The 23,364-nt window shown below is 70.8% G+C and carries 21 protein-coding genes and 1 pseudogene; 5 read left to right on the forward strand and 17 right to left on the reverse strand.

From position 1 onward, the window contains the following. The first annotated feature begins 127 nt into the window (after positions 1 to 127). Together ACQPZF_RS21250 and ACQPZF_RS21255 are read left to right on the forward strand one after the other, a co-directional pair. Positions 128 to 1,702, forward strand: a complete 1,575-nt coding sequence (locus ACQPZF_RS21250) for an ATP-binding protein (protein ID WP_433274257.1) — start codon at positions 128 to 130, stop codon at positions 1,700 to 1,702. Next, on the forward strand, positions 1,699 to 2,370 hold the full coding sequence (locus tag ACQPZF_RS21255) for a response regulator (protein ID WP_433274259.1): 672 nt from the start codon (positions 1,699 to 1,701) through the stop codon (positions 2,368 to 2,370). Before ACQPZF_RS21250 ends, ACQPZF_RS21255 begins: the two co-directional genes overlap by 4 nt. 61 nt (positions 2,371 to 2,431) lie before the next feature. Here the strand turns inward: ACQPZF_RS21255 and ACQPZF_RS21260 are convergent, their stop codons facing one another. Together ACQPZF_RS21260 and ACQPZF_RS21265 are read right to left on the reverse strand one after the other, a co-directional pair. Beyond that, complete coding sequence (locus ACQPZF_RS21260) at positions 2,432 to 3,964, reverse strand: alpha-amylase family protein (protein WP_433274261.1); 1,533 nt, start codon at positions 3,962 to 3,964, stop codon at positions 2,432 to 2,434. Further along, the gene (locus ACQPZF_RS21265) at positions 3,961 to 4,920 is read right to left on the reverse strand and encodes a TIGR03885 family FMN-dependent LLM class oxidoreductase (protein WP_433274263.1); all 960 of its coding nucleotides are present in this window, start codon (positions 4,918 to 4,920) and stop codon (positions 3,961 to 3,963) included. The genes ACQPZF_RS21260 and ACQPZF_RS21265 overlap by 4 nt, the downstream gene beginning before the upstream one ends. A 540-nt stretch (positions 4,921 to 5,460) precedes the next feature. Between ACQPZF_RS21265 and ACQPZF_RS21270 the strand changes: the two genes are divergently transcribed. After that, on the forward strand, positions 5,461 to 6,045 hold the full coding sequence (locus ACQPZF_RS21270; protein ID WP_433274265.1) for a DUF1062 domain-containing protein: 585 nt from the start codon (positions 5,461 to 5,463) through the stop codon (positions 6,043 to 6,045). 20 nt (positions 6,046 to 6,065) lie between these two features. Here ACQPZF_RS21270 and ACQPZF_RS21275 read toward each other — a convergent pair whose 3' ends face one another. Beyond that, entirely contained in the window at positions 6,066 to 6,557 is a 492-nt protein-coding gene (locus ACQPZF_RS21275; RefSeq protein WP_433274267.1) for an FxsA family protein, read from the reverse strand. Positions 6,558 to 6,664: 107 nt separating this feature from the next. On the opposite strand from ACQPZF_RS21275, the gene ACQPZF_RS21280 reads away from it, so the two are divergent. Further along, positions 6,665 to 8,047, forward strand: a complete 1,383-nt coding sequence (locus tag ACQPZF_RS21280) for a KamA family radical SAM protein (protein WP_433274269.1) — start codon at positions 6,665 to 6,667, stop codon at positions 8,045 to 8,047. 128 nt (positions 8,048 to 8,175) lie between these two features. Here ACQPZF_RS21280 and ACQPZF_RS21285 read toward each other — a convergent pair whose 3' ends face one another. Beyond that, the gene (locus tag ACQPZF_RS21285; RefSeq protein ID WP_433274271.1) at positions 8,176 to 9,000 is read right to left on the reverse strand and encodes an isocitrate lyase/PEP mutase family protein; all 825 of its coding nucleotides are present in this window, start codon (positions 8,998 to 9,000) and stop codon (positions 8,176 to 8,178) included. A gap of 4 nt (positions 9,001 to 9,004) precedes the next feature. Between ACQPZF_RS21285 and ACQPZF_RS21290 the strand changes: the two are divergent. Further along, positions 9,005 to 9,163 (forward strand): annotated as a pseudogene (locus ACQPZF_RS21290) (Ada metal-binding domain-containing protein); the annotation flags it as partial. A 15-nt stretch (positions 9,164 to 9,178) separates the two neighbouring features. Here ACQPZF_RS21290 and ACQPZF_RS21295 read toward each other — a convergent pair. From ACQPZF_RS21295 to ACQPZF_RS21355, 13 genes are all read right to left on the reverse strand, one after another. Beyond that, the gene (locus tag ACQPZF_RS21295; protein ID WP_433274273.1) at positions 9,179 to 9,952 is read right to left on the reverse strand and encodes a Crp/Fnr family transcriptional regulator; all 774 of its coding nucleotides are present in this window, start codon (positions 9,950 to 9,952) and stop codon (positions 9,179 to 9,181) included. A gap of 72 nt (positions 9,953 to 10,024) precedes the next feature. Continuing rightward, the gene (locus ACQPZF_RS21300) at positions 10,025 to 10,792 is read right to left on the reverse strand and encodes an N-acyl homoserine lactonase family protein (protein WP_433274274.1); all 768 of its coding nucleotides are present in this window, start codon (positions 10,790 to 10,792) and stop codon (positions 10,025 to 10,027) included. Beyond that, entirely contained in the window at positions 10,789 to 11,838 is a 1,050-nt protein-coding gene (locus ACQPZF_RS21305) for an Ldh family oxidoreductase (RefSeq protein ID WP_433274276.1), read from the reverse strand. Before ACQPZF_RS21305 ends, ACQPZF_RS21300 begins: the two co-directional genes overlap by 4 nt. A 10-nt stretch (positions 11,839 to 11,848) precedes the next feature. Next, on the reverse strand, positions 11,849 to 13,285 hold the full coding sequence (locus ACQPZF_RS21310) for an aldehyde dehydrogenase family protein (protein ID WP_433274278.1): 1,437 nt from the start codon (positions 13,283 to 13,285) through the stop codon (positions 11,849 to 11,851). Next, complete coding sequence (locus ACQPZF_RS21315; RefSeq protein WP_433274642.1) at positions 13,282 to 14,712, reverse strand: amidase; 1,431 nt, start codon at positions 14,710 to 14,712, stop codon at positions 13,282 to 13,284. The genes ACQPZF_RS21310 and ACQPZF_RS21315 overlap by 4 nt, the downstream gene beginning before the upstream one ends. 8 nt (positions 14,713 to 14,720) lie before the next feature. Next, the gene (locus ACQPZF_RS21320) at positions 14,721 to 16,103 is read right to left on the reverse strand and encodes a 3-oxoacid CoA-transferase (RefSeq protein ID WP_433274280.1); all 1,383 of its coding nucleotides are present in this window, start codon (positions 16,101 to 16,103) and stop codon (positions 14,721 to 14,723) included. Positions 16,104 to 16,149: 46 nt separating this feature from the next. Beyond that, positions 16,150 to 16,581 carry a Zn-ribbon domain-containing OB-fold protein gene (locus tag ACQPZF_RS21325; protein WP_433274282.1) on the reverse strand — a complete coding sequence of 144 codons (432 nt, stop codon included), beginning with the start codon at positions 16,579 to 16,581 and terminating at the stop codon, positions 16,150 to 16,152. Beyond that, complete coding sequence (locus tag ACQPZF_RS21330) at positions 16,578 to 17,756, reverse strand: thiolase domain-containing protein (protein WP_433274284.1); 1,179 nt, start codon at positions 17,754 to 17,756, stop codon at positions 16,578 to 16,580. Before ACQPZF_RS21330 ends, ACQPZF_RS21325 begins: the two co-directional genes overlap by 4 nt. Then, entirely contained in the window at positions 17,753 to 20,191 is a 2,439-nt protein-coding gene (locus ACQPZF_RS21335) for a CoA transferase (RefSeq protein ID WP_433274286.1), read from the reverse strand. Before ACQPZF_RS21335 ends, ACQPZF_RS21330 begins: the two co-directional genes overlap by 4 nt. Beyond that, positions 20,188 to 20,967 (reverse strand): enoyl-CoA hydratase/isomerase family protein, encoded by a 780-nt coding sequence (locus tag ACQPZF_RS21340; protein ID WP_433274288.1) that lies wholly within the window; start codon positions 20,965 to 20,967, stop codon positions 20,188 to 20,190. The genes ACQPZF_RS21335 and ACQPZF_RS21340 overlap by 4 nt, the downstream gene beginning before the upstream one ends. Positions 20,968 to 21,054: 87 nt before the next feature. After that, positions 21,055 to 21,480 (reverse strand): Zn-ribbon domain-containing OB-fold protein, encoded by a 426-nt coding sequence (locus ACQPZF_RS21345; RefSeq protein WP_433274290.1) that lies wholly within the window; start codon positions 21,478 to 21,480, stop codon positions 21,055 to 21,057. Between the two features lie 12 nt (positions 21,481 to 21,492). After that, positions 21,493 to 22,617 carry a thiolase family protein gene (locus tag ACQPZF_RS21350; protein WP_433274292.1) on the reverse strand — a complete coding sequence of 375 codons (1,125 nt, stop codon included), beginning with the start codon at positions 22,615 to 22,617 and terminating at the stop codon, positions 21,493 to 21,495. Between the two features lie 62 nt (positions 22,618 to 22,679). Further along, positions 22,680 to 23,354, reverse strand: a complete 675-nt coding sequence (locus ACQPZF_RS21355; protein ID WP_433274294.1) for a GntR family transcriptional regulator — start codon at positions 23,352 to 23,354, stop codon at positions 22,680 to 22,682. Between the last annotated feature and the right edge of the window lie 10 nt (positions 23,355 to 23,364).

Raw genomic sequence — 23,364 nt, forward strand, 5'->3', positions numbered from 1 at the left:
GTCGTCGCCCTGGTCGGGCGGGAACGCTAAGAGGACCGCGCAGGCCCGGTAAGTCATCGGTCGTAAGGGCCGTATTGGTCGTTTAGGTCGTGGCCGCGTTCACAGCGGGTAGGCGAGAATGCGTCGCATGCGTCGCCGTTCGATCCCCCTCGGTGTCTCGCTGCTGGTGTTGCAGGTGGTCATCGTGCTGGTGACGACGTGCGCGGCGGGGCTGCTGGCGGCGAAGCTCCAGAGCGACCGGATCAGGGAGGCCTACAAGGACCGCATGCTGTCGGTGGCCGAGAGCGTGGCACGGCTGCCCACCGTCGTGGACGCCTTCTCCTCGCCCGTCCCGGCCGAGACCATCCAGCCGCTCGCGGAGCTGATCCGCAAGGCCTCCGGCGTCACCTACGTGGTGGTGACCGACCACAACGGCGTCCGCTACGCCCACCCCGATCCGACGCGCATCGGGCAGCGCGTCTCCACCGACCCCGGCCCCGCGCTGTCGGGCAACGTGTTCGTCGGCACCGAGACCGGCACGCTCGGCCGGTCGCTGCGCGCGAAGGTGCCGATCCGGGCGGGCGACGGGCGGGTCATCGGCATCGCGTCGGTGGGCATCCTGGAGAGCCGGCTGTCCGCCGACCTGGCCGAGGACCTGCCCGAGCTGATCGGCTGGCTGGCCGCCGCCGCGCTGGTCGGTGTGCTCGGCGCGGCCCTGGTGACGCAGTCGGTGCGGCGGCGCACGTTCCGGCTGGAGCCCGCCGAGATCGCCCAGTTGCTGGAGACCCGCGACGCCATGCTGCACGGCATCCGCGAGGGCGTGGTCGGCATCGACGAACGGGAACGCCTCGCCCTGGTCAACGACGAGGCGATGCGGCTGCTCGGCCTGTCCGAGGACCCCACCGGCCGACCCGCCGCCGAGGTGCTGGAGGACGGCGGCCTGCTTGACCTGGCCCGCGGCGGCGACGACGTGGCCGACCGGCTCGTGCTGGCGGGCGAACGGGTCCTGGTCGCCAACCGGATGACCGCCAAGACCCAGGGCCGCCCGGTCGGCGTCGTGCTGACCCTGCGCGACCGCACCGAGCTGCACGACGCGCTGCGCCAGCTCGACGGCCAGCGCACCGTCACCGAAGTGCTGCGGGCGCAGGCGCACGAGTTCTCCAACCACCTGCACGTGATCGGCGGCCTGGTCGAGCTGGACCGGCGCGCCGACGCCGTCGCCTACATCGAGCGGGTCGGTGGCGCCGGGTCGATCACCTCCGACATCATCGAGGGAGTGGTCGCCGACCCCGCGCTGGCGGCGCTGCTGCTGGCCAAGTCGTCCACCGCGCACGAACGCGGCGTGGCGCTGCGGCTGGACCCGGAGTCGGCGGTCGACACCCGGGCCGGCGACGACGCGCTGACCGTGCTGGGCAACCTGGTCGACAACGCGGTGGACGCCGTGCCGACCGGCGGCACCGTGCGGGTGCTGGTGCGGTCGTCGCCCGACGGCGTGCGGGTGGTCGTGGACGACGACGGCCCCGGCGTGGCCGAGGCGCAACGCGGACGGATCTTCGCGCTCGGCGTCAGCACCAAGGCGGCGGAGGGCGCGCACGGACGGGGGATCGGATTGGCACTGGTGTCCAGGGTGGTCACCCGGCGCAGCGGACGGGTGGAGATCTCCGACTCGGAGCTGGGCGGCGCGTCGTTCGACGTGTGGCTGCCGGAAGCGGGTGTCCGATGACCGTGCGCACGCTGGTCGTGGACGACGATTTCGCCGTCGCCGCGATCCACCGGGGTTTCCTGGAGGCCATACCCGAGTTCACCGTCGTCGGCGAGGCCCACAGCGGCGGCGGGACGCTGCGCGCCGTGGAGACCCTGCGGCCCGACCTGGTGCTGCTGGACATCCACCTGCCCGACATGTCCGGGCTGGAGGTGCTGGCCCGGCTGCGTGCCCGCAGCGGTCCCCCGGTCGACGTCATCGCCGTCACCGCCGCCCGCGAACGCGAGACCGTGCGGCAGGCCATGTCCCGGGGCGTCGACCACTACCTGGTCAAGCCGTTCACCCGCGCCGCGTTCCTCGACCGGATGCGGCAGTACCTGGCCAGGCGCACCGAGGTGCAGCGCCTGGGCCGGTGGCTGGACCAGGACGAGGTCGACCGGCTGTTACAGCACCGGCCCCGCGCGATCGGCCTGCCCAAGGGCCTGTCGCCGGTCACGCTGCGGCTCGTGACCGAGGCCCTGCGCGCGGGCGGGGGCAACCTGTCCGCCCAGGAGGTCGGCGAACGCGCCGGACTGTCCCGCGTCAGCGCCCGCCGCTACCTGGAACACCTCGTCGCCGTCGGCAAGGCGGAGGTCCAGCCGCGCTACGGCGTGGCCAACCGCCCCTCCCACGGCTACCGGCTCACCTGAGCCCGTCGTCAACCGCCCCGCCTACGCGTACCTGAACCCCAGCCAACCGCACCTCCCACGGCTACCCGCTCACCTGAGCCCGCAGCCAGCGGCAGCCGTAGGGCTCCAGCGTCACCTCCGCCGACGCGGGAGCGCCCGAGAACACGTCGGTCAGCGCACCGTCCACACCGGACAGATCGACCTCCGCCTTGCCGTCGCCCAGGTTGTGCACGGCGACCACCGTCCCGCCGTCGATGTCGCAGCGGTGCGCGAACACGGCCGGGTCGGCGGTGTCGATCACCTGGAACTGCCCCCACGCGAACTCCGGGCAGTCCCGGTAGCGCTCGATCAGCAGCCGCACCCACGCCAGCAGCGAGTCCGGGTCGTACTGCTGCTCCTCCGCCGCGTCCCACCACATCGGCGTCCGCACCGCGAGCCGGTCCGGCTGGGACAGGTCCTCGGTCATGCCGACCTCCTCGCCGTAGAACAGCACGGGCGTGCCGGGCAGCGAGAACAGCAGGCTGTAGACCATCTTGGTGCGCTGGGCGTCGCCCATCATCGACGGCAGGCGGCGGCGCAGGCCGCGCCCGTAGAGCTGCATGTCCTCGTCCGGGCCGAACGCGGCGAACACCTCCTGCCGTTCCGGCTCGGTCAGCTTGTCCAGGATCAACTCGTCGTGGTTGCGCACGAACGTCGCCCAGTGGCAGTCGCGCGGCGGCTGCGGGCGTTCCTTGAGGGCGTGGGTCACCGGGCCGGCGTCCTTGCGCGCCAACGACAGGTAGAGCTGCTGCATCCCGATGAAGTCGAAGCACATGTGCAGCTCGTCGCCCACCCCGTCGGCGCTGCCGAAGAACTTCATCGTGTCGGTGTAGGGCAGGTTCACCTCGCCCAGCAGCACGCCCTCGCCGTTGCGGCGGGACAGGAACGCGCGCAGGTCGCACAGGTAGTCGTGCGGGTCGGGCAGGTCCTGCACCGGCGCTTCGAGCAGGAACGGCACCGCGTCCACCCGGAACCCGGACAGGCCCAGCTCCATCCAGAACCCCATCACCCGGGCGATCTCGTCCCGCACCCGCGGGTTGGCGACGTTGAGGTCCGGTTGGTGCTTGTAGAAGCGGTGCAGGAAGTACTGGCCGGTGTGCTCGTCCAGCTCCCACAGGGACTTCTCCTGGTCGGGGAACACCACGCCCTGCTCGGCGTCGGGCGGCGGCTGGTCACGCCACACGTACCAGTCGCGGCGCGGGTTGTCCCGCGAGCCGCGGGCCTCCTGGAACCACGGGTGCTGGTCGGAGGTGTGATTGACCACCAAGTCGGCGATCACCCTCATGCCCCGGTCGCGGGCGGTGCGGACGAACTCCACGAAGTCGCCCAGCGTGCCCAACCGCGGGTCCACGCCGTAGAAGTCGGTGATGTCGTAGCCGTCGTCGCGGTCCGGGGAGGGGAAGAACGGCATCAGCCACAGGCAGGTGACCCCGAGCCGGTGCAGGTGGTCGATCTTGTCGATGAGACCGCGGAAGTCGCCGTGCCCGTCGCCGTCGGAGTCGTGGAACGTCTCCACGTCCAGGCAGTACACGACGGCGTTCTTCCACCACAGGTCGGCGGTCCGGGTGAGCTTCACGACCGCACCTCCGCCAGCACCCGCTCGCCGAACGCGTCCAGGAACGCGTCCTGCTCCTGACCGACGTGGTGCAGGTACAGCTCCTCGAACCCCAACTCGACGTAGCCACGCAGCGTCTCGGCGTGCCGGCCGAGGTCGGCGGACACGTTCACCGTGCGCGCGACCTGTTCCGGCGTCACGTCCGCGGACACCACGTCGAAGTGCTCGGCCGTCTCCAGATCCCAGCACACCGGCGGGCCGAACACGTTGCTGCGCCACTGCTCGTGCGCGATCGCCGAGGCCCGCCCCTGGTCCGACGCCCAACTCAGGTGCACCTGGAGCGCCAACTTCCCGATACCGCCCGCACCCCGGTAGGCGTCCACCATCTTCCGCAGGTGCTCGACCGGCGCGTTGACCGTGATCAACCCGTCCGCCCACTCCGCACACCACCGCGCGGTGTCGACACTGACCGCCGCACCCACCAGCTTCGGCGGCAAGTCGGGTCTGGTCCAGAGCTTCGCGCGGTCCACCGTGACCAACCCGGAGTGACTGACCTCCTCCCCGTCGAGCAGGGCACGGATCACGTCGACGCACTCCCGCAGACGAGCGGTCCGCACCTCCTTGCGCGGCCACCGTTCACCGGTGATGTGCTCGTTGCTAGCTTCCCCGGTCCCCAACGCGGCCCAGAACCGACCCGGGTACATCGCCCCGAGCGTGCCGACAGCCTGCGCGACAACCGCCGGGTGATACCGCTGACCAGGCGCGTTGACCACCCCGAACGGCAACCCGGTCGCCTGGAGCGCAGCACCCAACCACGACCACGCGAACCCGGACTGCCCCTGGCGCGAACTCCACGGCGAGAAGTGGTCGGAACACATCGCCGCGTCGAACCCGACCTCCTCAGCCCGACGAACGGCATCCAACAGCCGAGACGGGTGGACCTGCTCATGCGAGGCGTGCACACCGATGACGGTCATGCCGTCTCACATACCCCCCACACAACCAGGTGACACACGCCAACCACCCACACCCAGCACGACGAGCCCTGCTTTTACGCAGCGCAACGGCAGAAGAGGAACCACGGACCCAACGCGCTCCAGAAGCACGCAGATCCGGGCTCAAGCCGGGAACAGCACGCAAACGGACCACCCTGATCGGGCCCTATGAGCTGCCGGGGGACGGCTGCCGGCGCCACACGCCGCCCGCAGAGCAACCCGCCCAGCCGACCGACTCGCGTTGGTCTCCAGACCTGGATCCGCTACGAGAAAATCCGTTGCCCGACGGCCCGCAAGTTGACCAGGATGGCGAGCATGGAGCTGTAACCAGTGGCACACCACTCAAAGCCCGCACCGTGTGATCGGCGCGGGCTCCTTCACACGACGTGATATGCGACGTCGCACCGGCACGCTCTGTTCTTCCGGCGCGCCGGCCCAACGCCACTGGTCCAAGAGGTAATCCACGGTGCCGTTTCGCGCGGCCCGATGCCTCCTCCGTAGATTTCAAGGTTCACCGAAGCCATGAACGATTCCCGCAGTATCCGCATGCCCGCTGAAGGCGCATTCGAGGTCGACCGGAAGGCGCTGTGGGTGGTCCGGGAACTCGGACTGCCCGCCATCGTCAAAGCGTGCGTGTCGTGCCGGTCCACGCGCCACCACCCCACCGGGAAGTTCCGCGTGAACGCGAACGGCAAGCTCCTCGACGTCTGGATGCTGATCTGCTGCGAGCTGTGCGACCGCACGTCGAAGATTCCCATCCACGAGCGCATCCATGTGCAGGCACTCGAACGCGAACGGCTGCGGATGTTCGAGAACAACGATCCCGCCATGGTGCGGCGGCTGACCATGGGCGCAGCGGCGCACCGGCTCGATTGGAGCGGCACCTGGGAGCTGGACACCGACATGCCGTTCCACGAGCTTGAGGATTCAGGGCTTGAGGTCGTTGTCAGGTTCGAGCTCCCGGCGCCTGTCCGAGTCGAGAAGCTGCTGATGGCCGGGTTCGGTCTGAGTCGGTCCGCAGTGCGAGGCATGGTCGATACCGGGCGTATCCGCCTGCCCATGGCCGTCGATGCCAAGGTCCGCGAGGACTTTTCTTTTGAGCTTTGAGCTTTGAGCTTCGAGGCAGGTCAGGTCAGTTCGGGTCGGTCGGCGGGCTTCGGTTGCTGCGGACGGCCGTTCGGGTGGATGTCCACCACGTCGCCGTCGATCACCACGCCGCCGGCGGTCGGTGGCCGGCCGTAGCGCAGGTTCAGGGTCATCTCCCGCTCGCGTTGCTCCGAACGGCGGGCGATGCGCCTGCTGACCAGTCGGCGGGTCGGTGGGAACAACAGGAACAGGCCCACGATGTCACTGAGGAAGCCCGGCACGATGATGAGGAAGCCGGCCGCCGCGATGAGGACGCCGTCGGCGATCTCCTGGTGGGGTGCGCGGCGGGTGCGCAGGGCCTCCGAGAACGCCGCCATCGTGCGTGCGCCCTCACGGCGCATCAGGACCGAGCCGACCACGCCGCCCAGGACGAGCAGCCCGAGCGTGGGCAGGAAGCCCCACGCCCCGAAGGCCGCCACCAGGGCGGTGATCTCGACGGCCAGACCGATGAGCACTAGCGGGAACACGCGCATACCCCCTCAACGAACGAACCGCCCAAAACACTCCCTGCCGAAATATTTACGCCCAACAGCCAGTCTGGCAGCATATCTTTACGCCACTCTACGGGTAGGGAGCATGTATGACTGCGCTACACGACGTCGTGCCCGCGCTGGAGCGACCCGACCTACAGCCGTACACCTACGTCCGCCGGGAACTCGTGGAGCCCGACTGGCGGCGGTTCCCCGGCTGGCGGGACGTCACCGAGGCGCAGTGGCGGGACGCCCAGTGGCAACGGGTGAACTGCGTGAAGAACGTCAAGCAGCTCCGTGCCCTCATGGGCGACCTGCTGGACGAGCGGTTCTACGACGAACTGGCCGCCGACCAGGAGAACCTGGCCACGATGTCCATGCTCGTGCCGCCGCAGATGCTCAACACCATGGCCCCCGACGCGGCCCCGCGGGACTTCACCGACGCGTTCCTCGCCGACCCGGTCCGCCGCTACATGATCCCGGTCCGCGCCGACCGCGACCCGGACTGGCCGAGCCACCCGCACTCGTCCCGGGACTCGCTGCACGAGGCCGAGATGTGGGTCGAGGAAGGCCTGACCCACCGGTACCCCACCAAGGTGCTCGCCGAGCTGGTGTCGACGTGCCCCCAGTACTGCGGCCACTGCACCCGCATGGACCTGGTCGGCAACTCCACCCCGCAGGTGCAGAAGCAGAAGCTGCTGCTCAAACCGGTGGACCGGCAGGACCGGATGATCGCCTACCTCAAGCGCACGCCCGGCGTGCGGGACGTCGTCGTCTCCGGCGGCGACGTGGCCAACGTGCCGTGGCCGCAGCTCGAATCGTTCCTGATGCGGCTGATGGACATCGACACCGTGCGGGACGTGCGGCTCGCGACCAAGGCGCTGGCCGGGCTGCCGCAGCACTGGCTCCAGCCCAAGGTCGTGGAAGGCCTGGAACGGGTCGCCCGGACCGCCGGCCGCCGAGGCGTCAACCTCGCCATCCACACCCACGTCAACCACGCCCAATCCGTGACGCCGCTCGTGGCCGAAGCCGCCCGCACGGCGCTGGAGGTCGGCGTGCGGGACGTGCGCAACCAGGGCGTGCTGATGAAGGGCGTCAACGCCACGCCGGACGACCTGCTGGACCTGTGCTTCGCGTTGCAGGGAGAGGCGAACATCCTCCCGTACTACTTCTACATGTGCGACATGATCCCCAACGCCGAGCACTGGCGGGTCGCGGTGTGGGAGGCGCAGGAACTCCAGCACGCGATCATGGGCTACCTGCCCGGCTACGCGACGCCGCGCATCGTGTGCGACGTGCCGTACGTGGGCAAGCGCTGGGTCCACCAACTGGCCGAGTACGACCGGGAACTGGGCATCTCGTACTGGACCAAGAACTACCGGACCGGGATCGAGCTGGAGGACCCGGACGCGCTGGACCGGCGCTACCCGTACTACGACCCGATCTCCACGCTGGGCGAGTCGGGCCGCCGCTGGTGGGCCGACCAGGACTGACCCTGGCATGAGCAACGCCGCCGAAGCCGCGTTCGCACCGAGGAACAGGGTGTTGACCAGCAACGGAGCCCACACCGTCCGCTCGGCGCGCAGCGCGGTGCGGCTGTCCGACGATCCCGGCGGGTTCCTCACGCTCCTCGGCTGAGCAGCTCGTTCATCTGCCCGTAGTCGACACCGCCCACCTGGTAGGCGCCGGTGGTGAGCAGGCGGGTGGCCGAGTCCCGGACCACGGCATAGGCGGCCTCGGCGATGCCCTGGCCGACGCTCACCCTCGCCACGCCCAGGTCGGCCAGCTCGGCGACGGTGGGTGATCCCGTGCCGGCCATGATGTTGAGCGGCGCGTCGATCTCCTTCGCCAACGTGGCGATGGCGTCCGGGTCGGCCACGCCCGGCACGAAGATGCCGTCCGCCCCCGCCGCCAGGTACGCCTCGGCCCGGCGCAGGGTGGTGGACAACTGCCCGTCGCCGAAGAAGTGGACGTCGATGCGGGCGTTGACGAACAGGTCCACACCGGCCTCGGCGGCGGTGTCCCGGACGATGGCCAGGCGGGCGGCGTGGTCGTCCACGTCGAGCAGGCGGGCGGCGGCGCTGTCCTCGATGTTGACGCCCACCACGCCCGCGGCCAGCAACTGGGTGACGGTCTCCGCCAAGTCGTCGTAGCCGCCCTCGATGTCGGCGGTGACCGGGACCGTGACCGCTCCGGTGATCCGGGCCAGCGCCGCGATCGCGGTCGCCCGGTCGAGGTGGCCGCCGTCCGGCACGCCCAGGCTCCACGCCATGCCCGCGCTGGTGGTGGCCACCGCCTTGGCGCCGGCGTGCTCCACCAGGCGCGCGGAGGCGGCGTCCCAGGCGTTCGGCAGTACCAGGATCGGGCCGGTGTGCAGGTCTCGGAACGTCTTGGCGTTGTCCTGTCGCGACACGGAGTCCTCCGGGTTGGGGATTGGTGCGGCCATGAGCATGGAGACTGCGGAGCAGTGGTGTCTCGCCGGATTCGGACAAGACCGTCCCGGTGTGACGACGACCGGGGTGTGGGGCCGGCCGGGGTGTGGGGCCAGGCCGTCGGCCGAGAACGTTCGGGCGTTCAGGTTGCCCGCCGCGGCCGGGACTCGGCGGAGCCGGCCGGACCGCCGCTCACCGCAGGCCCGCCGGCCTGGCCGTCGTCTGCCGCCGCCGTCCGGCGGCGACCGTCGCCAGGTGGGACAGGTCGGGTACGTGGATGACGCGTCGCGTCCCGGCCCGCACGACGCCCGCCTCGCGCAGGGCGGCGAACGCGTGTTCGGCGCTGCGGCGCTTCAGCCCGGCGAGCGAGCCCACCTCGACGTTGGTCAGCGGCAGGTCCAGCGTCCGGCTGCCGTCGGGTTCGAGGTGTCCCAGGCGGGTGACGAGGTCGACCAGGACCCGGGCGACGCGGGTCTCGGCCCGCGACGGCAGGTCGCGGCGCAGCGCGTTGGCGCGGCGGAGCCGGGCCACGACCGACCGGGCCAGTTCCTCCCGGAGCGCGCGGTGGCGGTCTAGGACGTCCAGGAACCGGTGCTGGGGGATGAGGCGGGCCGTGACCGGGCCGCAGGCGGCCACCGTGGCGGACCGGGGGTTGCCGTCCAACGGGGCCATCTCGCCGACGAGGTCTCCCGCGCAGACCACGCCGAGCAGCGTCGGTTCGGCGGCCGTGCCGCCGGTGCGCACCGTGACCGCGCCGGTGAGCAGCAGCGCGGTCCGGACGTCCCGGTCACCCTCGCGGAACACCGTCTCACCGGTGGCGTACTCGACCCGCTCGCCCAGCGCCAGCAGCGCCGCCGCCGCGTCCGGTGGCAGCCTCGCCACCAGTCCGTCGTCCTCCACGTACCCCGCCCCCTTCGTGCTCGCCCTCGCGCCGGCCGCCACCTGCCACCGGTCCCGCACCGTCATTCCACCACTTGGGGAATCGTCCGGGCAGGGTGGCGGGCCCGTCGCGGGCGGTGCGCAGGGGTGGCGTCCGCGTCAGAGGGCGACAGAATGCCGGAACAGGGCGCTGTCGAGGATACGGTGATCGTGACTCGGGATCACCTCGCAGTCCAGTGCGGCAACGTACTCGAAGGTGTCGTAGCACTCGAACAGGTTGGTGTGGATGGTCGGCGCGACGCTCTTCCGCCAATCGTCCGGGTTCCAGTTCTCGTAGACGCCGATCGCGTCGCCGGCGAGCAGGTAGCGCCCGCCGTCCGCCTCGACCAGCACGCCTTGCGAGCCGGGCGTGTGCCCCGGCAGCGGGACGACGGTCACGCCGGGGCAGAGCCGCTGTTCCCCGGAGATCGCCTCGATGCGGTCCCAGGCCGACATCCACGGCGCCTGCAGGCCGGGCAGCTTCTCGTACGCGCGCTCGTGCACCGGCAACGGGTGCACCGCGTACTCCAGTTCCCGCCGGTTCACCAGGACCCGGGCGTTCCGGAACAGGGCGTTGTTCGAGCAGTGGTCCCAGTGCAGGTGGGTGTTGACCACGAAGTCGACGTCGTCGGGCTCGACCCCGCACTCGCGGAGCACGGTCTCGGGCGACTCCCCGCCGGCGCGCACGAAGTCGTACGGGTGGTGCTGTCGGACGTAGTCGGGCGACAGCGTTCCGGTGTCGACGACGACACGCGTGCCCTCGGCCTCGATCACGAACATGAACATGTGGATGTCGACGGTTTCGTCACCGGCCAAGCCGTAGACGGCGGCGGCCAGCGGAACGTCCTTCGACCGTCCGACGCGGAGCGCGCTGACTTTGATGCTCATCGCTCGACCGACACCTCGACCCCCAGTTCACTCCCGACCCGGCGCAGGTCGGCGATGGTCCGCTCGGGCAGCAGCAGCCCCTCTTGCGCGTTCCTCGACTCCGCCAGGCTCTCGATCTCGCCCGGGTACCGCACTTCCTCCGCCCCGTCCCGCGAGCCGGACTTCAGCTCCGCGACGAGGGCCGTCATCCGCTCCCCGAACTCCGGCGACGGGCCGAACGAGGCGATGTCCAGAGCCAGGTACAGGTGCCCCGACCGGCCCGGCTCGGTGGACTGGTACGGCCCGTTGACGCCCGATCCGAAACCGCTTCCGCCGAGCACCCCAGACAGCACGTCCATCATCACCGAGATGCCGTACCCCTTGTGCCCGGCCATCGGCAGCACCGTGCCGAGCAGGGCCTCGTCGGGGTCACGGGTCGGCGTGCCGTCCGCGTCGACCGCCCACCCGTCCGGGATCTCGTTGCCCTGGTTCCGGGCGAGATAGATCTTCCCCCGCGCGACGGCCGTGTTGGCGATGTCCAGCACCATGTGCGGGCCGTCGTCCACCGGCGCCGCGACCGACCACGGGTTGCTGCCGACGAGCTTTCCCCGGCCGCCCCACGGCGCCATGGCCGGGCTCGAATTCGTCGTCAGGATGCCGATGCAGCCCCGCGGCGGCGCCATCCTGGTGAAGTACGCGGCAGTGCCGAAGTGGTTCGAGTTCCGCACCGCGACGACGCCGACCCCGTGCCGCGTCGCCCGGTCGATGGCCTCCTCGGCCGCGCGCGCCGCGATGACCTGGCCGATGCCGTCCCGCCCGTCCATCGTCGCCACGGCGCCGTGGTCCGACACGATCTCGGTTTTCGTCACGCCGTTCATGACGCCCGACCGGATGCGGTCGACGTACCACCCCACACGCAGCACCCCGTGCGACTGGTGGCCCCACAGGTCGGCCTGCACCAGGCTGTCCGCCACCAGCCGGGCGTCCTCCAGCGGCACCCCGCACGCGACGAAGATCCGCGTCGTGGCGTCCCGCAACTCGTCGGCGGCTACCCGCACGGTCGACATCCCGGCCCCTCTACCTGGACCCGGCCGGCTCGATCAGCACCAGCCGTTCCTCGGTCATCTCGCGGATGGCGTAGCGGGGCCCTTCCACCCCGTACCCGCTGTCCTTCACACCGCCGTACGGCATCAGGTCCGCTCGCGTGCTCGACGGCGAGTTGACCACGACCCCGCCCACCCGCAGACGCCGTGCCGCGGTCAGGGCGCTGTCCAGATCCCGCGTGAAGATGCCCGCCTGCAAGCCGAACGGGGTATCGTTCACCGCGTCGATCGCGGCGTCGAAGTCCTCGAACGGCACCACCGACACGACGGGGGCGAAGGCCTCCTCGCACAGCACGCGCGCCCGCGACGGGACGTCGACCAGGATCGTCGGTGTCATCACCGGCCCCGATCGCTTGCCCCCGGCCACGACCCGGGCGCCCTGCTCGACGGCGGCGTCCACCCACTCCTCGGCCCGTTGCGCGGCGGCTTCGCTGATCATCGGCCCGATGTCCGTCCGCGGGTCCTCCGGGTCTCCGACGACCAGTTTCGACGCGGCGGCGACCAACCCGTCCAGGAACTCGTCCATCACGTCCGCGTGCACGTACAGGCGTTGCACCGACGTGCACACCTGGCCCGACTTGCGGAACGCCCCTCGGGCGCACTGCTGCGCCGCGGACACGACGTTCGCATCGCGGCACACGATGGTCGCGGACACGTTGCCGCACTCCATCGTCGCCCGCCGCATGCCGAGGCTCGCGGAAATGCTCTTGCCGGTGGCGGTGCTGCCGGTGAACGTCACGAAGTCGACCCGCTCGTCCTCGACGAGCGCCCGTCCGATCGTCTCGCCGGGCCCGAGCACCAGTCCGATCAGACCGGCCGGCAACCCCGCCTCCAACAGCATCCGGCACAGCGCGGCGGCGGCGATCGGCGTGAACGGCGACGGCTTGACCACGGCGGCGTTCCCGGCGGCCAGCGCCGGTCCGATCTTGTGGGCGACGGTGTTCAGCGGGGAGTTGAACGGCGTGATCGCGCCCACCACGCCCACCGGCTGGCGGATGGTGAACGCCAGGCGGTGCGCGAACCCCGGCGCCGCCTGGATGGGCACGACCGCGCCGTCGATCCGTTTGGCCTCCTCGGCGGAGGTCAGCATCGTCTGGACCGCCCGGTCGGTGTCGCCGAGGCAGTCCTTCAGGCTGAACCCCGACTCGCGTACCACGTCGATCGCGAGCTGCTCGCGGTTCTCCGCGATCGCCCCGGCCACCGCCCGCAGGATCTCGAAGCGCTCCAGCGGGTCCAGCGGAGAGCGGCTCGCCGCGTGCGCGACGGACACCGCGTCGGCGACCATGTCGGTCGTCGCGTCGTACGCCACCGCGATCGGTTCGCCGGTGAACTTGTGGTGCACGATGCGCTCGTGGTCGCTGCGCAGCCACTCGCCGTTGATCAGGTTCGCGACCGTGGGTAGCCCCGTCATGACAGCTTTCCTCTCCTCGTGGCCCGCGTCCGCGACGCCTCGGTGACCGGTGACCAGCCGGTGTGCCTCTCGTAGGCGCGTCCCACCCTGAGCACCCGGCCGTCCTGGTGGCGGGCGCCCACCACCTGGAGCCCGACCGGGAGCCCGGAACGCGTGAGGCCGCACGGCACGCTCAGCGCCGGCTGCCTGGTCATGTTGAACGGATAGGTGTAGGGCGTCCACGACGCCCAGACCTGGGACTGCGCCGGGTCGGGACCGTTCCGGCCGGCCGGGAAGGCGACGATCGGCACGGTCGGCGTGACCAGCACGTCGTACGACTCGTGGAACCGCGCCATCCGGACACCGAGGTCCGCGCACACCGCCAGCGCGTCCAGGTACTCGACGGCGGTGGTCGCGCGGCCCCGTTCCGCGTAGTCCAGCAGCGCCGGGTCCACCCGGCCGAGGTCGTCCGGCCGGTAGGCCTTGAGCATCTTCGCCACCCCCGCGCACCACAGCGTCTGGAACGCCTCGACGGGGTCGTCGAAGATCGGTTCGACCTCCGTCACGCGCGCGCCGAGCCCCGCCAGCACGTCGACCGCCGCGGCGACCAGTGCGGCGACCTCGGGGTCGTTGCGGCCGTACCCGAGATCGGGCGAGTAGCCGATCGAGAGACCGGCGATGCCCGTCTCGATGCCGCGGACGAACGACCCGTCGTGGGCGGGCAGCGCCGCCCAGTCGCGGATGTCCGGCCGGGCGATCACTTCCAGCAGGATCGCCGCGTCCAGCACCGACAGGGTGATCGGCCCCCGGTGCGACAGCAGCCCGTTGCTGCCGGCCGGGTACATCGGGACCAGGCCGCCGGTCGGCTTGAAACCGACCGTGCCGGTGAAGGACGCGGGCACCCGCACCGAGCCGCCCCCGTCGGTGCCGACCGACCAGGTGCCCATCCCGGCCGCGACCGCCGCCGCGGAGCCGCCGCTGGAGCCGCCGGGCGTCAGCGTCGGGTTCCACGGGTTCCTGGTGATCCCGAACCGGTCCGAGTCGGTGACGCCCTTCCACCCGAACTCCGGTGTCGTGGTCTTGCCGAGCAGGACGGCGCCCGCCTCCCGCAGCCTGGCCACGCTCGGCGAGTCCTCCGGCCACGGACCCGGGTCGTCGACCAGCCAGCTTCCGCGCAGCGTCGGCCACCCGCGGGTCCGCTCCAGGTCCTTGACGGTGGTGGGGATGCCGTCGGCCGGCCCGCGTTGCGTGCCGGCCGACCAGCGCGCCTCCGACTCGGCCGCCGCCGCGAGCGCGCTGTCCGCGTCGACCAGGACGAACGCGTTCAGTTCGGCGTCCCGGGCTTCGATGGCGGCCAGCGCGGCACGCGTCGCCTCCACCGGCGACACCTCACGCCGCCCGTAGGCCTCGGCCAGCTCCGCGGCGGTCAACTCGGCGAGATCCGACACGGTGGCCACTACTCCGCGAAAGCCGAGAGGTCGAGTTCCAGCTCGGTCAGCTCGGCGACTTCGGCCGCGGTGTATCCGGGCGCCACGTATTCGAGCTTGAAGACCTCGCCGCTCCACCGCAGCACGCACAGATCCGTCACGACGATGTCCACGCAGTTGCGCCCGGTCAACGGGTACTCGCAGTTCTTGACGAGCTTCGGCCGGCCCTTGGAGTCGAGGTGGGTCATCAGCACCATGACCGTGACCTCGCCCGCGACCAGGTCCATGGCACCGCCGATGCCACCGCCCACCATGTTCGGGGTGCTCCAGTTGGCGAGGTTGGCCGCGGCGTCGACCTCGAACGCCCCGAGCGCGACGAAGTCGACCTTCCCCCCGCGCACCATCTCGAACGACGTGACGCTCTCGAAGAACGAGGCGCCCTTCTCCAGGTGCACGTACTGCCCGCCGGCGTTGTAGACGTCCGGGTCGTAGTCCTCGTGCGTGGCGATGGTCCCGTAGCCGAGCACCCCGTTCTCCGAGTGGAGCACGATGTCCCGGCCCGCGATGTAGTTCGAGATGAGCGTGGGAATCCCGAGGCCCAGGTTCATGTAGCTGCCGTTGGGCACGAGCCCCGCCGCCACCTCCGCCATCTGCCGGCGGGTCAGCGCCGGCTTCCCGTGGTACGTGCGGGCGGTGTCCGCCCCGTGCCGCGGCGCCGGGAAGTCGTGCGGGACGTCGATCGTCTTGCGGACCACCCGGCTGACGAAGATGCCGGGCAGGCCGACCGTCTCGGGGTCCAGCTCGCCGTCGATGATCTCGTCCACCTCGGCGATCGCGACGCGGGCGCCCTTCGCGAAGGCCGGCATGAAGTTCCGCCCCACGCCCTCGAATTCGAGGTTGCCGTAGCGGTCCGCCCGTGCGGCGCGGATGAGCGCGTAGTCGACCTTCAGGCCCATCTCCAGCACGTGCTCGACACCGTCGATCACGCGGATTTCCTTGCCCTCCGCCACCATGGTGCCGACGCCGGTGCGCGTGTAGAAGGCGCCGATGCCGGCCCCGCCGGCGCGCAGCCGCTCGACGAGGGTGCCCTGGGGCACCAGCTCGACCTGGATCTCGCCCGCGGCGATCTGCTTCTCGGCGGCGGACGTCGCTTCCCCCGCACGGGCCGAGAACGACACGATCAAACGGTTGACCTGACCGTTCTCGATGAGCGTGTTCGACCGGTACTCACCGGTGCCGAGCGAGTTGGCGACGATGCAGAGCTGCCGGGCACCGTGCTCCCGAAGGGCCACGGTGAGGCTCGTCGGGAAGCTGTGGGTCATCCCGAACCCTGCAATCGACACACTGGCGCCGTCCGGGATGTCTGCGACAGCCGCTTGCGGAGACTCGTACACCTTGTTGATGGTTGTCATTCCTACCCAGCTTCCTTCCGGACTCGCGGACCTCGTCACCGGCTGCCTACGTCGTGCGCGCGGGACGGAAACGGGGCAGCGCGCTGCCGTTCCCGGTGTCCTCGAACACGACTTCGACCGCGTCCCCGATGCGGACCTGCTCGACGTCGCAGTCGACGATGTTCGTCATCACCCGGGGCCCCTCGGCCAGCTCCACGTAGGCGAGCACGTACGGGGTGACGCCGGCCCACTCGCCGGCGGCGCGGCGGACGACGCTGTACGAGTACACGACGCCCCGACCGGAGAACCGCTCCCACCGCGTGTCAGAGCTGTGGCAGAACGGGCAGATCGGTCGCGGGTACCAGATCGCCGCGTCGCAGTCGCCGCAGCGGGTGCCGAGGAGCGTGCCTTCCGCCGTCGCCTTCCAGAACTCCGCGGTGTCCGGGTTGACCACCGGCTGCGGGGTGGGCAGGACCGGGCTCTGCCGTACGTCGCTCATCGGGCGCTGTCCCTTCCGAGGATCATGGTGGCGCTGCGCATCCGGGTGCCCAGGTCGCCGCCGTTGCCGTGGACCAGGGCCACGTCGCAGTCGGGCACCTGCACACCGGGGTTCGCCTCGCCCCGGAGCTGCCGCACCGCTTCGATGATCTTGGTGATCCCGCCGCGGTGCCCGGGGTGGTTGTTGCTCAGCCCGCCGCCGTCGGTGTTGAACGGCAGCCGTCCGTGCGGCGCGACGAGCGCGCCGTCCAGCACGAACCGGCCGCCCGCGCCCTTCTCGCAGAAGCCGAGGTCCTCCAGGACCATCAGGACGGTGACGGTGAAGCTGTCGTAGATCGACACGTAGTCGATGTCCCGCGGGGTGACCCCGGCCTGTTCGAACGCCCTCGGCCCGGACCAGACGGCGCTCGTGTAGGTCAGGTCGACCCGGCCGCCGTTGGTCAGCTTCGCGGACTCGCCCTGGCCCATGATCTTCACCGGCTGCCTGTTCAGGCTGCGGGCCACCTCGCGGCTGACCACGACCACGGCGCCACCGCCGTCGGTCACCAGGCAGCAGTCGGCCCGGTGCAGCGGGTCGGCGACGAGCGGCGAGTTGACGACCTCCTCGACCGTCATCACCTTGCGCAGGAAGGCGTTCGGGTTGTGGGAGGCGTGCTTCGTCGCCGCCACCTTGATCTCGGCGAGCTGCTCGCTCGTCGTGCCGTACTCGTACATGTGCCGGCGGGCCGCCAGCGCGTAGGAGCTCACCAGCCCGGTGACGCCGAACATCGCGCCCTCGAAGCTGTCCTCCGGCCGCGCCGGTCCACCTCCGCCGGGCTGGATGCCGGTCCGCGGCTTGCCCGCGAGCGTGATGAGCGCGACCGAGCACTTGCCCGCCGCGATGGCCGCCGCCGCGTGCGACACGTGGTAGATCGGCGAGGCCCCACCGCTCTCGGTCGAGTCCATGTAGGTCAGGTTGCGCAGGCCCAGGTACTCGGCCATGGAGACCCAGCCGCCGCCGTACCCCGGCGCGTCGTGCCCGCAGAAGAAGCCGTCCACGTCGTCCAGCGTCAGCCCCGCGTCCGCGAGCGCCCCGATGGCGACTTCGGCGTGGATCTGCGCCAGCGACTTGTCCGGCAGCTCACGGCCCGGGTGTTCGTACGCTCCGATGATCACGGCGGCGTCGTTGGCGTTCATGTCGATCCTCCCGCTTGCTGGGACGGCACTCCGGTGGTCTCCGCGGCGAACCCGGCGTCGGCTCCCGGCCGGTGGCCGTCGAGGACGTCGGCGTTGTGCTCGCCGATCCGCGGCGCCGGCCGCGGCGGCGGCGGTTCGTAGCCGAACAGCCGCAGCGGATACCCCTTCTTCCGGGGCGATCCGTCGAGGAAGACCCGGCGACGCCGGAAGTGCGGGTCCTCGGCGCGCTCCCGGGCCGTCCGGACCGGCGCGCAGGGAATTCCGGCCTGTTCCAGCTCACGCAGGCATTCCCCGGTCTCGCGCCGCCGCGTCCACGCGCTGATCGCGGCGTCGACCTCATCGTGGTTCAGCTCCCACCAGCGGGCCGGCCTGTCCGCCAACCGGTCCGCGCCCACGAGTGCCGCCAGCGCGGCCCGTTCCGCGTCGGTGCGGCAGGCGAGGGCGATCCACCGGTCCTCGCCTGCGCAGCGGTACACGTCGTGCGGCGTGCTGCCGGGACGGCGGTTGCCGGTCGGCCCGGGAACCGTCCCGGCGGCCAGGTGCTCCGTGATGCGATCGGCGAGCGTCCAGCTCACCAGCTCCCGCTGGGACACGTCGAGGTACGTCCCGCGCAGGTCCTGGGTCACGCAGTAGGCGATCAGGCCCGCGCCGAACAGGGAGACCAACTGGTCCGGGTAGTTGATGTCGGCCGACGACCACATCGGGTGGTCCCCCGGGTACCCGGTGATGGAGGCCAGGCCGGAGAGCAGGTCGAGCGTCGAGCCGTAGGAACGGATGCCCGACTCGGGGCCGGACTGCCCCTGGCTGGACAGCGACAGGTAGATCAGCCGCGGGTTGACCTCGCGCAACGTCGGGTAGTCGACGCCGAGCCGGTGCGTGACGCCCACGGTGAAGTTCTCGATCAGGACGTCGGACCGTTCGACCAGCCGTCGCATGGCCGCCCGTCCGGAGCTGGTCTTCAGGTCGAGCGTGATCCCGAGCTTGCCCGCGTTGTTCGACTCGAACAGCGGCGACTCCTCCGTGACCTCGGCGTCCCCCGCCGTGGGCGCCGGCCACACCCGGAACGCGTCCGGTCGCGCCGTCGCCTCGATCTTGATGACGGTGGCGCCGTAGTCCGCGAGCAGCCGGCCGGTGGCCGCACCCGCCGTGATGGTGCCGAGGTCCAGCACGACGACCCCGGCGAGCGGGCCCTGGTCGCCGCCGTCGACCACACCGTCCGCCGCGCTCGGGACCGGTCGCGACGCGGCCACACCGTCCGTCGCGCTCAGGTCCGGTCGCGACGCGGCCACACCGTCCACCGCACCCAGGTCCGGCCACGGCATGGCCGCGCCGTCGTCGCCGGGGAGGCTCGGCGGTGGACCGCACCGCCACGGCAGCCCGACGACGGGTGCCAACCGGCCACCGGACGACCCGTCCGTGTCGCGTCCGGGGTCGGGCATGAACGACCTCGCCCGGTACTGGGGATCGGCCGCGAGGTCCGCCAGGTCCGCGCAGTACCCGAACGGCAGTCCGAGGCGCTGCGCACGGTCGTAGATCTCCCGCTTGGGACGCTGCGCGGCCCACCTCTCGACCACCGGCCACCAGGAGTCCACGAGTTCGGAGCGCGCCTCGTCGCTGTGCAGACGGGGATCCGCCAGCGCCGGGTCGCCGACCAGTGTGACGACGCTGTCCCACTGCTCGGGCTGGTAGATGAACCCGACCCACCCGTCGACGGCCCGCACGATCCGCCAGCGCCCGCTGTTCGTGCCCGTCCGCCCGGGGAACTGGCCGGTCTCCGCGTAGACGACGTCGCTCTTCCAGTCGATGTACGCCGCCACGTCGCAGAGCGCCACGTCCACGACGTCGCCGCTCGGCCGCCGCGACGCGAGCATGGCGCCGAAGAAGCCCACGAACGCCGCAGCGTGCGCCGTCTGCTCGCCGCCGAGGCTCAGCGGCGCTCGCGCCGGCTCGCCGACCATCGCGGCCAGCCCTCCGTAGGCCTCGGCGAGCAGGCTGTCCCCGTAGGCGTCGGACCGCGCGTCGGTGGCTCCGTAGGGTGTGATCGCGACGACCACCAGCCGCGGGTGGGCCGAGCGCAAACGGTCCGGCGACAGGCCGGTCGCCGCGGCCCTGGCCGGGCCGAAGTCGGTGATCACGAGGTCGGCTGCCGCCAGCAGCCCCGACAGCCGCTCCCGGTCGTCCGGGTTGCCGGGGTCGAGTCGCACACTGCGCTTGTCGGCGTTCAGCGCGGCGAACGTGTAACCCACACCGTCGGCGTCGACCGGCTCCTGCGTCCGCAGCGGATCGCCGCCCGGCGGTTCGCACTTGATCACGGAGTGGCCGAGGCCGGCGAACAACCGCCCGCAGACCTGGCCGGCCACACCATCGGCGAGTTCGACCACCCGGAGGAGCCTGTGCCGGCCGTCGCGCGCGCCGGTCCGCTGTCGACCGCTCATCGCGTGCCTTCACCGGCTTTGCCGACCGCCATCCGGTGGGTGGCCCGCGGATCGTCGAGCACGTCCGTGCGCGCGGTGATCTGGGACCGCACGTCCTCGCCGTACTCCAGCGCCTTCGTCCAGTCCGAGATGTACATGGGGACCTCGTGGAGTGCGCGCTTCGCCCACGTCAGGGTGACCGCGTTGTGCCGGGCGACGCGCCGCGCGAGGTCCAGCGCGGCCGACTGGAGCTCGGCGGCCGGCACGGCCGCGTTCACCAGTCCCCACTCCGCCGCCGTCGCCCCGGTGATCCGGTCGGCGGTCAGCACCATCCAGGCCGCCCGCTTCGCACCCAGCCGGAGCTGCGTCGACGGGCCGGCGAGCCCCGGGTACAGGCCGAAGCCGACCTCCGGCATCCCGATCGGCGCGTCGTCCGCCGCGATGGCGAGATCGCTCGAATTGATCAGCGTCAGCCCGCCGCCGAGCGCGTATCCGTTGACCGCCGCGATGACGATCGCCGAATGCTGTCGGATGCGTTCCTGCACGGCCAGCCAGCTCGTGCGCCGACCCGCGCCCCGCCGGTCGGCGTCGATGTCCTCCTCCGCGGATTCCTTGAGGTCGACCCCCGAGCAGAAAGCGGGCGGGGCGCCGGTCAGCACGATCACCCGGACCTGCCCGTCACAGCGGTCCAACACGTCGAGCAGAGCCGCCCGCGCGGCCCGGCTCATCGCATTCCGCTTCTCCGGTCGGTTCAGCGTGATGCGCGCGACGCCGTCGGACAAATCCTCGTACCGCACGAGGTCATGATCAGCGATCGGGTCCATTGGAATACAACCCCTCACATACCTCCGGTGGCCACATCGCCGGCCGGGCCGGCGACGCGGTCATCTTGAGCCGGCCGCGTCGGTGCTGAAGTGCAGAACGATCCGCCCACCGGCACTCGGCCGGAAAACCGCGCGCACCGGCTGGTCCAGTCGCAATTCCGGCGACTCGTCCGCCAGCACGCTGATCACCAGCGGGCCCTCGGCGAGCTGCACGTACACGAGCCGATAAGGAACCTCGTCGGCAAAGGCGGCGAAGTACTTCTGGTGCATGGTGCACCACGACCAGATGGTGCCGGTGCCGCTCACGACCTCCCAGGAGGCCGAGTCGGAAAGGCACTGCGCACAGATCGGCGCGTCCGGGAACCGGTGCCGCCCGCAGTCCGTGCATTGCTGGAGCCGAAGCTCGCCGGCGGCACAACCGTCCCAGAACGGTTTGTTGCGCGGAGTGATCTCCGGCAAGAGCTTCGCGTAGGCCGCTACGTCCATCGGCTCGCCCTTCTAGTCGGCCGTGAAGATGTGCGACGTCACGATGGGTGAGACGCACATGTACTGCGCGGTGTGGCAATTCTCGACCTGCCTCGCGCCGGCTTCGCCGCGGACTTGCCGTACCGCTTCCGCCAGGAGCGCGAAGCCCTGCATGTAGCTCTCGCTGGTGTGCCCGCCCGACGTGTTCATCGGTCGGTCGCCACCGAGTTCGATCCGGCCGTCCCGGATCCACTTCCAGGACTCCCCGCGTGGGGCGTGCCCGAAGCCCTCCAGGGTGAACAGGATCGTCGGCAGGAAGTTGTCGTAGACCTGCATGCAGTCGATTTGATCCGGGCCGATCCCGGACTTCCGGTACAGCTCGTCGGCCACCGCCGCACTGGTCGAGAAGTAGAAGTCCGGACTGATGTAGCTGCGGCCCAACTCGCCCCGGCCGGCCGAAGCCGCGACCCGCACGGGCTTCTTCCGCAGATCGCGGGCACGTTCGGCCGACGTCACGATGAACGCGACCGCGCCGTCGTTGATGATGCAGTAGTCCAGTTTGCGCAGCGGCTCGGCGATGAACCGCGACGACAGGTAGTCGTCCCGGGTGATCTCCTCCTGGAACACCGCGATCGGATTGCGGGCCCCGTTGGCGCGATTGTTGATCGCGAGCGGGGCCAGCGCGTCCTCCGGGGCTCCGTACATGCTGCGGTAACGCTGATACATCATCGCCACGTACGCGCCGGTGGACGTCATGCCGTACATGGCGTCGTACGCCCCGGCCGGATCGGCGTCCCCGCCGCCGTACTTCACGCCTGCCGTCCGGCCGTTCGTGGCATATACGCAGGCGACCATGTCCACGACGCCCGAGCGCACGAGGGCACACGCCTCCTGGAGCGCGATACCGCTCATTCGACCGGTGCCCTCCAGGTCGTGGACGAACCTCGGATCGGTGATCCCGATCGTCTCCCCCAGGCGGCCGTACTGGACATTGACGCACAGCAGCCCGTCGATGTCCTGCCGGGTGGCGCCGCTATCGGCCAGCGCCTCTTTGAAAGCCTCCGCGGCAAGCCGGTAGACGTCGTTGGGGCGACTCTTGTCCGCATACAGCCGCCGAAAGTCCGACGACCCTACTCCGACGACCGCGACATCATTCATGACCATAGCGATATCACCCTCGTGCTCGTGCCGACGTGGCTCGCGCCATGATGTTGCTTTTCCTACGGGTTCTCCTTCTCCAGGATCTCCACTGCTTCCAGCGCCGCCTTGGCCGCCGCCCGAACGTGGCGGTGCGCGGCCTCCGCCGCACGTTCGGGCGAGCGGGAACGAATCGCTTCGGCCAGGTCGAGGTACTCCTGCGCGGATGCCTCAAGCCGGCCGGGAATGGTCACGGACAAACTGCGCAGCGCGTGGATGCGGGTGTGCAGGGGCCCCAGCATGGATTTCAGCAGCGAGTTGCGGGCGCCTTCGACCAGCAGCTCGTCGAATTCGAAGATGGCATTGAGCCGCTCTTCGCCCGACGCGCGCGGCTGGACCTTCTCCACGAGCGCGGCGACCTCCTCGTCGGTCGCCCTCAACACGAACAGCTCGGCCGCCGCCGGCTCCAGCGCGTCGCGCACCTCGTAGATCTCCCGCACCTCGGCGCTGCCGAGCCTGGCGACGCGGACACCGCGACTGGGCGACGGCTCCACGAGTCCCAGGGTCTGCAGGTGCCGCATGGCCTCCCGCACCGATGTCCGGCTCACACCGGTCAGTTCCACGAGTTCGCGTTCGGTGAGTTTGCGACCGGGAGGGAGCAGTCCCGCGGCGATCGCGTGGCGGATCCGCCGCACGACCAGCTCCGGAACGGACTCGCTCGGGCGTTCGATCAGGAGGTCGAGCTTCGAGTCAGTCACGGCCATCCTT

Origin of the sequence: Actinosynnema sp. CS-041913, from assembly GCF_050942485.1 — a bacterium.
Lineage (GTDB): Bacteria > Actinomycetota > Actinomycetes > Mycobacteriales > Pseudonocardiaceae > Actinosynnema.